Origin of the sequence: Hydrogenophaga sp. A37 (genome assembly GCF_002001205.1) — a bacterium.
GTDB lineage: Bacteria > Pseudomonadota > Gammaproteobacteria > Burkholderiales > Burkholderiaceae_C > Hydrogenophaga.
In genome coordinates, this window is sequence record NZ_MUNZ01000101.1 from 200,349 (window position 1) to 209,513 (window position 9,165).

Consider the following 9,165-nt stretch of genomic DNA (forward strand, 5'->3'; position numbering starts at 1 on the left):
CCTGGATTCCCATGCACTGGACCACCACCCGTTTCGACATCGATCTGAACTCACCCAAGGTCATGGGCATTGTCAATGTCACGCCCGACTCATTTTCTGATGGCGGACAACATACTGGGGTCTCATCTGCTTTGCTTCATTGTGAGCAGCTGATCAAGGATGGCGCACACATTCTTGACATCGGTGGTGAGTCCACCCGTCCCGGTAGCCCTACAGTCCCGCTGGACGAAGAGTTGGCCCGGGTGCTGCCAGTGGTGCGCGAAGCGGTCAAGCTGGGTGTGCCCTTATCGGTCGATACCTACAAGCCGGAGGTGATGCGCGCTGTGCTGGACCTGGGCGTTGATATCGTCAACGACATCTGGGCACTGAGGCAAGGCAGCGCTGTGAGCGTGGTGTCTTCACATCCGCGCTGCGGTGTGTGCCTCATGCACATGCATCGAGAGCCCCAGACCATGCAAGTGGTGCCGATGGAGGGCGATGTGCCGTCACAGGTCGCTGAGTTTTTGATGGGGCGTGCCCAGGCATTGATTGACCTTGGCGTTGCGCACGAAAGGATCGTTCTGGATCCAGGCATTGGTTTTGGCAAGACGGTGGAGCAGAACTTCGCGCTGCTTGGGCGCCAGAACGAGTTGCTGGCGCTGGGGTATCCGGTTCTGGCGGGCTGGTCGCGTAAGTCTTCACTCGGAACAATCACTGGTCGGCCGGTTCCAGCCGAGCGCGTATCGGCCAGTATCGCAGCAGCCCTGCTGGCGGTGGGGCGCGGTGCACGCGTGGTCCGGGTGCACGACGTGCACGAGACAGTGGATGCGCTGAAGGTATGGTCAGCGGTTCAAGCTTCGGAGACGCCAGTAGTCTGAGAAACGTTTTGGCGTGCAAAGTTACATATTGTGTCAACTAAGGTATTCGGTGAATATTCACATCGCCGTTTTCGCTAGTACACAAGTTACAATGCGCCGCAATAAAACAGATTTTCAGGAGGAAGCGGCCGCATCTCAGCGATCGCTCTGGTCGTCATTGCCGACACCCGTTCGGCATGCATTGAACCAGGGCTTTGTGCGTTCGCCGCGTCATGGTTCTCATGCTGGAATGCCCCGACCTTTCGGTTCCCAAAGAAGTGATGCAGCACGTGGTTCACGTCGAGTCATCACGAAATCCATTCGCTATTGGTGTTGTGGGCGGGTATCTCGCGCGTCAGCCCAAAAGTCTTGACGAAGCGCTGGCCGCGGTTCGTCAGCTGAAAGAAGAGGGTTACAACTTCTCCGTCGGCATCGCTCAGGTCAATCGCTACAACCTGGCGAAATATGGCTTGAATACCTACGCCGATGCCTTCGACGTCTGCTCCAACCTCAGAGCGGGTTCTCGCATTCTTCGCGAGTGTTACGACCGGGCCCAAGACTGGGGCAAAGCCTTCAGCTGCTATTACTCGGGCAATTTCGCCACCGGTTTTAGACACGGGTATGTACAGAAGATCTTTGCATCGATCCAGAAATCGCAGACGATAGCGCAGGCGCCCGAAACTATTCGGATTATTCCCTATTCGAAGGCTCCTCGCAAGCAGGCGCGAGACGACACCCTGCCGTTGGGCACCGAACAATCGCGCGAATCACAAGCCCGAAATTACCCCGAACCACAATCGATTCGGCAGGCATTGTTGAATTCAGGCTTTTACTTGCCCACTGAAGCTGCCAAACTGCGATTGTCGAGCTCTTCAGTTATGGATACTGCCGAACATCGCGCAGCCATTCCGGTGCCCGGTCCAGGTGCTGTCATGTCGGGCGAAGAAAAAAACGCTCGGGAGCTGATCCCAACTGGCATTCAACATATTCCTACCCAGCTGGTGGGGGTGGACGGTAATCCATATCAAACACGCTTGCTGTCGGCATCTGCATCTAAACCAGGGAGCCAGCAAGGCCCATCTTTGCCTGACCACCAAGCATTGTCGCCTCGCGGCATTCAGGCAGCACTACCCGTCCGGTTCGATCCGCGTCGGATTGGTGCAGCGCCCAAAGGCGGGGCCATTGTGCAAGGCGGGATGGCAGAAATCAGTGGAGTCAGCTCCACCACCCAGTCTGACCCAGCGCATTCTGGCGATGGGTCGGTAAGTAAGAAGCCCGGTTCATCCGGGGATCAATCGTTTGTTTTTTAGATTTTGGGAGAAAGTATGCTTTTTACGGATCAGACGCAAAAGTTGAATGTTGGAAGACTTGCTTTTCTATTGGTATTTGGGTTGATGGTCTTCACCATAGCTCCGGTTGCTATGGCGGAGGGATTTTCGGATGCGTGCAACAAGGTGGTTGGCTTTTTTGCACGATTTGAAACTATTTTAAGAGTGGCATCTATTTCAATAGTTACGATCGCGGTCGTTTTTGCAGGTTACCAAATTGCGTTTGCCCACAAGCGACTTTCTGATGTTGCGCCTGTCTTGATCGGGGGACTTCTCATTGGTGGCGCAGCAACCATAGCAGGCTGGTTTGTGGGTGATCTTGAGGCGGATCGTGCCACTGCGGGAGGTGCTTCCTATGTTGCAGATTGTTCAGCTACGAATTAGGGTGGATGATTGTTGGTTAGCTCGAAAGTAGTTTGGAATGCATAAAGATACGCTTTTCCGAGGATGCACCCGTCCCCCGATGATTCTTGGGGTTCCGTACATCCCATTTATTGTGGGCGCTGGCCTGCCGTTGCTTTTGGCTATGTACCTTTCTCTGTACATCTTGTTGCTCATTCCACTGTCTATTTTTATCATGCGAATGATTGCCAAAAAGGACGAAATGATCTTTCGCCTAATTGGGTTGCATTTGGTGTTCCGGTTTCTACCGCGGAATGTGCGTCAGCACGACGGGGCGTGGGCATTTGCACCGGAAGGGCGGCGCGAGGGGCGCAAGAAGCCCATCAGGCCCTACCTCTGAGTTCACCTTCGTTGCCGCGACCAATCCTGAACCATGTCCTTGATCTCCCCCGACGCTGACTACAGCAATTTCATTCCGTTCAGTACCCATGTGGACACCCACGTGGTGAAGTCGCGGGAGGGTGACTATGTGATCACCTGGCTGCTGAGCGGTTTTCCGTTTGTGGGTAGAGAGGACTGGGAGCTGGAGCACCGGCACAAGGCGTTCAACAACCTGTTGCAAAGCCTTCGTGCGCCGGATTTCGAGAATCTGGCTTTCTGGGCTCACGACATCCGGCGGCGTCGCCCCATCAAGGCAGACGCCCGGTATCCGCACCAGTTCAGCCAGGATCTGCATGAAAAGTACATCGAGCGCTTGTCCAGCAAACGGCTGATGCAGAACGAGCTCTACCTGACCATGATTTATCGCCCCGTGGTCAGCGGCAAGAAGTTTGCCGCCATCTCGAGGGATGTCGAGGTGTTGCGTCGGGAAGAAAAGGCGTATCTCGAGAAGATCTATGAACTGGTGGGCAACGTCGAAGCGCTGCTGCAAGACTATTCACCCTATCGGCTGGGCTTGTACGAGAGCGTCAACAAGCAGGTGTTTTCCGAGAACCTCGAATTTTTCGGTTACCTCATTAACCATGTGGACGAGCCCGCGCCCGTGTTGCCGGCGCCGATTTACAACTACCTGCCCACCAGCAAACACATGTTTTCGACCGGCAGCGGGGATTTTGCGATCCGCACCGCCAACGGCGACAACTACTACGGCGCTATTCTGAACATCAAGGAATACGCCGACAACTCATGGCCGGGCATTCTCAATGGCCTGAAATACCTGGAGTTCGAGTACATCGTCACACATTCATTCACGCCCATGAGCCGTTACGACTCCATGAAGGCGTTGGAGCGCACCAAGGGCGCCATGCTGTCGTCCGAAGACAAGGCAGTCAGCCAGATCGTTGAACTCGACTACGCCATGGACCAGCTGGCGTCGGGCAACTTCGTGCTGGGCCAATACCACTTCAATATGGCGATCTTCGCCAACGGCCAGGAAGAGCTCTACAACCACATCGCGCAAGCCCGGGCGCAGCTCTCGGGGGCCAGTTTCGTCACCGTCAAGGAGGATGTGGCGGTTCCTGCTGCTTTCTACGCACAACTACCCTGTAACTGGCGCTTTCGTCCGCGCATTGCCAACCTGAGTTCACTGAATTTCCTGGGCTTGAGCCCGCTGCACAACTTTGCCACTGGTAAACCGCAGTTCAACCCGTGGGGGCCGTCGGTCAGCATTCTGCAGACCCTGAACAATCAGGCCTACCACTTCAACTTTCACGCCACCAAGCCGCACGAGTATTCGCTGGGTGAAAAGGCGATTGCCAACACCATGGTGATCGGCAAGTCGGGTACGGGCAAAACCGCGCTCATCAACTTCCTTCTGGCCCAGGTACAGAAGATCGACCCGGAGCCCACGATCTTTTTCTTCGACAAAGACCGCGGAGCAGAAATTTTCATCCGCGCCTGTGGCGGGCGCTACTTCACGCTGGAAAAAGGCAAGCCCACCGGCTTCAACCCGCTGCAGTGCGAGAACACCCCCGAAAACGAGCAGTTTCTGGTCGAGCTGATGCAGACCCTGTGCGGCAAAGACAAATACGCTGCCGGTGAGCTGGAAGACCTCATTCGCGCGGTGCGGGCCATTCTCGACACTCCCCTGCACCTGCGAACCATGACCAACCTGCAGAAGAGCTTGCCCAACATGGGTGAAAACAGCCTCTTCGAGTGCATTTCCGTCTGGTGCAAAGGGGGCCCCTACGCCTGGGTGTTTGACAACCCCAAAGACAACATCGACTTTTCAGGCTCCAACATCGTCGGATTCGACTACACCGAGGTCATTGAAGACGCCAAGACGCGCGAACCCATCATCCAGTACCTGCTGCACCGCATGGAGAGCCTGATCGACGGCCGTCCCTTCATCTATGTGATGGACGAGTTCTGGAAGGTGTTGGAAGGCAAGGGCGGTCTCAAAGACTTTGCCAAAAACAAGCAGAAAACCATCCGTAAACAAAATGGCCTGGGCATTTTTGCCACCCAGAGCCCGCAAGACGCCCTCAACAGCGACATTTCAGCCGCGCTGATCGAGCAGACCGCCACGCTGATCCTGCTGCCCAACCCCAACGCCGACGCCAGGGACTACCTCGAAGGGCTCAAGCTCACCCGGGCCGAGTTCGAACTGGTGGTCGGCTTGGACGAGCGCAGCCGCTGCTTTCTGGTGAAGCAGGGCCACAACGCGGTGCTGTGCCAGCTCAACCTCAATGGCATGGACGACGAACTCGCCGTCCTCTCGGGCTCCAGCGACAACGTGGAAATTCTCTCCGCCCTGCTGGCTGAACACCCCACGCCGCACCTGCCCGACAGCTGGCTGCCCGAATTCCATCTGCGCCGCAAAGGTATGCGCACCCAACGCAAGGCGCTGATGGCCAACACCAATGAATTCTTGCGCCACGCGCCGACCGACGAAGCAGAGGGAGTCTCCTGACATGCGTTTTCTTCACCCTGCCATTTCCATAGGCCTTTGCCGTCTGGCGCCCCTGGCTGTGCTTGCCGCAGCCGCCCTGGCCGCGCCTTCCGTCTGGGCCACGGCCGGGCAGTCCAAATGCGGTGGCCTGGCCCCCTCGGGCACCGCCAAGGCACCCGGAGCCTTCTTCGACGACGACCTGCCCGCCGACCAGGACGTGTTTTCGTTCTGTGCCTATGGGTATCCGCCGCACTGCTGGGTGGGCGTGAACCCGACCTCCGGCACCTGGAAGATCGTCAACCAATACTGCTTCAACCCGAAGTGGACCAACAAATACGAAACCGTCTGTCCCAAAGGCCTCAAGCCCGGCACCTGGAAGAGCCCAGGAAAAATGCCCTTTGACTACAAAGGCAAACCCGGCGCTCCCGACGGCCTGGAGGAGTGCCAGCACCTCATGGAGGGCCAGTAGTCAAACGGTTTCGAAGGTCAGTAACGGTGGGTTGCCGCGCTCGCCAAACAAAAAAACCACAGGGGGAACTCAATGAAAAACATCCAGCAACGGAGAACGGCCCGGGTCTCAGTGACCTTGACCTGCCTCGTGATCAGTGGCGCCGCACTGGCGCTTGGTCTGCCCAAGCCGCCCAAACCGGGCGAGCTGCCCGAAATCCCAGACACGCAGATTCTGGACAAGTTGCCCAAGGGCACTGAGATGCCCGAGCCGAGCGAGGCGGGCCTGGGGGTGTCGTGCCTTCAAAAGGGCAAGATGGACATCACCCGCCCGAGTTTGCCGCTGCTCAGCTGCTGGGAAAGCATGCCTACCGGTGGCGACAGCTCCGAAGACCTGCAAAAAGCCTGCACCGTGCAGATGACACCCATGCAGATCGATTCCCAGCTGGTGCCCAAATGCCCACCCGCCGCGCTGGGCACCTGCATTGGTGCCCGCAGCGGTGGTGCAGGCGGCGAGGCATCGCTCTCCAACCACCACCACTACACCCCGCAAAGCTACTTCGAATGGAAGAAGAGCAAGAAGAACTGCGAGCGCTCGGGTGGCAAATGGTACGGCCTAGGCAACCGGTCGGGGTTTTTCTGACATGAAAAACATCTGGCTTCGTCGGCCAGGGCTCTGAGGCCCTGGTTGGTGGTCTGCGCGCTGCCTCTACGGCACCGGCCTGGTGCTTACACCCAGCGCGAGGTGGACAGCGGGCAAGCTCGGTGGGGCGAATGCGGGAAACAGGGGGGGCACATGCCGATTGGCGATTTCATCTATGTGAATGACGCGACAAAGCCGCTTGCAAGGAGCACGAAGACCGGGGACCTGCGCAAGCGCCTACCCCCATCGATACGCGGCCATCTGGGGGTGAGGGTGGGGCCATTGATCTTTGCGTTGCAGCACACACCAGAAATCTGGGCGTGCATTGCCAAGCACTCGCCTGAGTGTTTGGCAATTCATGGTTTGTTCCGTTCAGCTTCTTATTCTATTTCTGTCACCTCACAAGGAGTTACCTCATGACGCTGTCAACCAAAGAGATCAGCCCATCACACCGCCGCCGGGTGTTTCGCCTCGGAGCGGGTTTGGGCATGGGGGCCTTGCTGGCGGCTTGCGGGGGAGGAGGTGGAGGGGACGACAACAGAGATAAAGAGCGCAAGTTGCAGGAGGCTTATCAGAAGCTTGAGGATGGAATGATTTGGACTGATGTGGAGGCTCTAGTGGGGTTCCCGGCCAATAATGAGCGTAGCCCCAATCAACTTACCTGGGTAGTTGGAGATAGTCGTTTGAGTATTGGATTTCTTTCTTATATCGATAAGCCGGGTAGAATTTCTAGCGCCTCTTTGAAAGTTGGTGATAATCCCTCGGTCGATAAGTCTTTTTATGGATAAAAGTCATGGCATATCATTCGCTGTGTCTTTTTCTGGTACTTTTCTTCACTGTTGATGAAGCGACTGCGCAATGGGCTGTGTACGACGAGGAGGTTAAGCAGCAGCTAGTGCGAGTTAATAAAATTGATGTTCTCCAAGGTTTTGACAGACAAAACTCAACCTACGACCATTACGAAGCCACCCGAGAAGAATCCGGTGATGTCAAGCTGGGTACTGCTGAGAATGGTGTTACGTTGAAGAGTCTGGACACCAAATTTGAAGACTCAACCAAACTACCGGATCTGACACAGGAACAGATTGCCAAATACGTGGGCACCGAGGCCGACTGTGGGCAAAAGCAGGTGAGTGCCAAACATTGGGAAGCCTGCACCGGGTTGCGCAACTTGCGCTTGCAGACCATGTTTCAGAGCCATGCCCTGCTCAAGAACCTGTTCAAGCGACGTGAACAGATTGTCAAACTGATTCACACGGCAAGGAAGTTGCCGACAGGTGAGAAACTTGGTTCCCTCGGCCAACTCCAACGCGCCACCTTTGAAGTGCAAGGGCAACAGGCCCTGATGCAGGCCGATGCTTTGCAAATTCAGGTGCTGATGGATGGTTATCGTCAACGGGAAGCGCTTTACATTACGCAGCAGGCCGAGGCGCGCAAGTCCATGCTTGCCCAGGCCCAGGCCGAGAAGAACCCCCGTCCGCCGCGCTTTTTGCCTTTGATCCGGCCAAGGCCCAGCAACTGATTCTTTCGCTCTGGCACCTTGTGTCTACAGGCTCGTTATGTTCGATTTGATTGCCGCCAAACCTGATTGCACTCCCTTAGCATTGGCCGATTTTCTGGGCCAGATGTCGGTGGTCAGCGGGTTCTCGCAAGCGCTTGAAAATTCCGGCGTATTTCCCGCACGCTATCTCAATGCATTGTCGGACGCAGATTTTTACTGCCGATTGCGCAATTATGTGTTGTACGACAGCCTGTTGGACAATTGGATGATGTTTGTGGTCAACAATCTCGCCAGGGTCGTGATGGCCATGTCCACCGCATTCGTCACCTTGTGGGTGATCATGGCCGGGCTGAAAATGATGTCTGGTACCCAGCGCGAGCCTGTGATTGAATTGATGTTTCGCGGGGGGAAGATCGTTTTGGTGCTGTCGCTGATTTCGTCCATGCTGGCTGCCACCGACACGATTGTTCACACGGTGCTGGGTTTGCAAAATGCCATCACCACCCTCATCACCGGTTCTGATTTGAGTGTCGACCGCCTGATTGACATGAATCTGGCCATTGCGCAGGTGATGAATATGGTGGTGGAGGATGTGACGCTCACCAGCCTCGATCAGGCGAACCAGTCGGGTTCGAAATCGTTGTTGGGTGGCTTGCTGGGTCAAACAGGGCCGGCGGCGCTGACTTCCGTGCTGGTGCTGTTGTCGCAAATTGCCATTGTGTTTGCACTGATGCTGGCGCCGCTGTTTCTGTTTTTTCTGCTGTTCAAGGAAACGTCGAGCCTGTTCTGGAGCTGGGCCAAGTTTCTCTTGGGCACCTTTATTTCTCTGTGTTTTCTGGCCATTGTTTCTTCCGTGGCCATGTCGGCCAGCCTCAGTTATGGCATTACCGTGATGGTGTCGTATGTACTCAACTCGGTGGCCGATGCGGGAGACGCGCTGAATGCCACGCCTTTGCAAATCGGGTTGGGTGCGGTGGCCGAGGTGCTGATTGGCTTGCTGACCAGCGGTGGCGACCGGGTGGACATGTCGGGTGCGACCATGCGGATGGCCATGATGGGTGGTTTGTTTGCCACCTTGATCGTGGCGGTTCCACCCATGATCATGCAAATGTTCAATGCCTCGATTGGTTATGCCTCCAATTTGATGGGTTCCATGGGTCTGATTCGGCCTACCGCAC

10 protein-coding genes are annotated in these 9,165 nt (G+C 56.2%); all 10 read left to right on the plus strand.

Annotation, left to right across the window (positions count from 1 at the left end):
- The first annotated feature begins 11 nt into the window (after positions 1 to 11).
- A complete protein-coding gene (gene folP, locus B0E41_RS11960; RefSeq protein ID WP_077331359.1) occupies positions 12 to 857 on the plus strand; it encodes a dihydropteroate synthase in 846 nt (281 codons plus the stop codon).
- A 212-nt stretch (positions 858 to 1,069) separates the two neighbouring features.
- Positions 1,070 to 2,146: a lytic transglycosylase domain-containing protein gene (locus B0E41_RS11965; RefSeq protein ID WP_077331360.1), complete on the plus strand. Its 1,077-nt coding sequence runs from the start codon at positions 1,070 to 1,072 to the stop codon at positions 2,144 to 2,146.
- A gap of 15 nt (positions 2,147 to 2,161) precedes the next feature.
- Complete coding sequence (locus tag B0E41_RS11970) at positions 2,162 to 2,548, plus strand: TrbC/VirB2 family protein (protein WP_077331361.1); 387 nt, start codon at positions 2,162 to 2,164, stop codon at positions 2,546 to 2,548.
- 37 nt (positions 2,549 to 2,585) lie between these two features.
- Positions 2,586 to 2,906 (plus strand): VirB3 family type IV secretion system protein, encoded by a 321-nt coding sequence (locus B0E41_RS27835; protein ID WP_077331362.1) that lies wholly within the window; start codon positions 2,586 to 2,588, stop codon positions 2,904 to 2,906.
- Positions 2,907 to 2,939: 33 nt separating this feature from the next.
- Positions 2,940 to 5,417 carry a VirB4 family type IV secretion/conjugal transfer ATPase gene (locus tag B0E41_RS11980; RefSeq protein ID WP_216350752.1) on the plus strand — a complete coding sequence of 826 codons (2,478 nt, stop codon included), beginning with the start codon at positions 2,940 to 2,942 and terminating at the stop codon, positions 5,415 to 5,417.
- A gap of 58 nt (positions 5,418 to 5,475) precedes the next feature.
- On the plus strand, positions 5,476 to 5,865 hold the full coding sequence (locus B0E41_RS11985; RefSeq protein ID WP_171984739.1) for a hypothetical protein: 390 nt from the start codon (positions 5,476 to 5,478) through the stop codon (positions 5,863 to 5,865).
- A gap of 72 nt (positions 5,866 to 5,937) precedes the next feature.
- A complete protein-coding gene (locus B0E41_RS11990; protein ID WP_143433793.1) occupies positions 5,938 to 6,486 on the plus strand; it encodes a hypothetical protein in 549 nt (182 codons plus the stop codon).
- 416 nt (positions 6,487 to 6,902) lie between these two features.
- Positions 6,903 to 7,274 carry a hypothetical protein gene (locus B0E41_RS26575; protein WP_143433794.1) on the plus strand — a complete coding sequence of 124 codons (372 nt, stop codon included), beginning with the start codon at positions 6,903 to 6,905 and terminating at the stop codon, positions 7,272 to 7,274.
- A gap of 5 nt (positions 7,275 to 7,279) precedes the next feature.
- Positions 7,280 to 8,008, plus strand: coding sequence for a hypothetical protein (locus tag B0E41_RS11995; RefSeq protein ID WP_143433795.1), 729 nt, complete (start codon positions 7,280 to 7,282; stop codon positions 8,006 to 8,008).
- Between the two features lie 37 nt (positions 8,009 to 8,045).
- Positions 8,046 to 9,165: type IV secretion system protein (locus tag B0E41_RS12000; RefSeq protein WP_143433796.1), on the plus strand; the 1,120-nt coding region annotated here is incomplete at its 3' end.

Coding starts and splice junctions, on each gene's coding strand:
- B0E41_RS11970 (WP_077331361.1), top strand. CDS start 2,162: ATGCTTTTTACGGATCAGACGCAAAAGTTGAATGTTGGAAGACTTGCT.
- B0E41_RS11990 (WP_143433793.1), top strand. CDS start 5,938: ATGAAAAACATCCAGCAACGGAGAACGGCCCGGGTCTCAGTGACCTTG.
- B0E41_RS11995 (WP_143433795.1), top strand. CDS start 7,280: ATGGCATATCATTCGCTGTGTCTTTTTCTGGTACTTTTCTTCACTGTT.
- B0E41_RS27835 (WP_077331362.1), top strand. CDS start 2,586: ATGCATAAAGATACGCTTTTCCGAGGATGCACCCGTCCCCCGATGATT.
- B0E41_RS11980 (WP_216350752.1), top strand. CDS start 2,940: ATGTCCTTGATCTCCCCCGACGCTGACTACAGCAATTTCATTCCGTTC.
- B0E41_RS26575 (WP_143433794.1), top strand. CDS start 6,903: ATGACGCTGTCAACCAAAGAGATCAGCCCATCACACCGCCGCCGGGTG.
- folP (WP_077331359.1), top strand. CDS start 12: ATGCACTGGACCACCACCCGTTTCGACATCGATCTGAACTCACCCAAG.
- B0E41_RS11965 (WP_077331360.1), top strand. CDS start 1,070: ATGGTTCTCATGCTGGAATGCCCCGACCTTTCGGTTCCCAAAGAAGTG.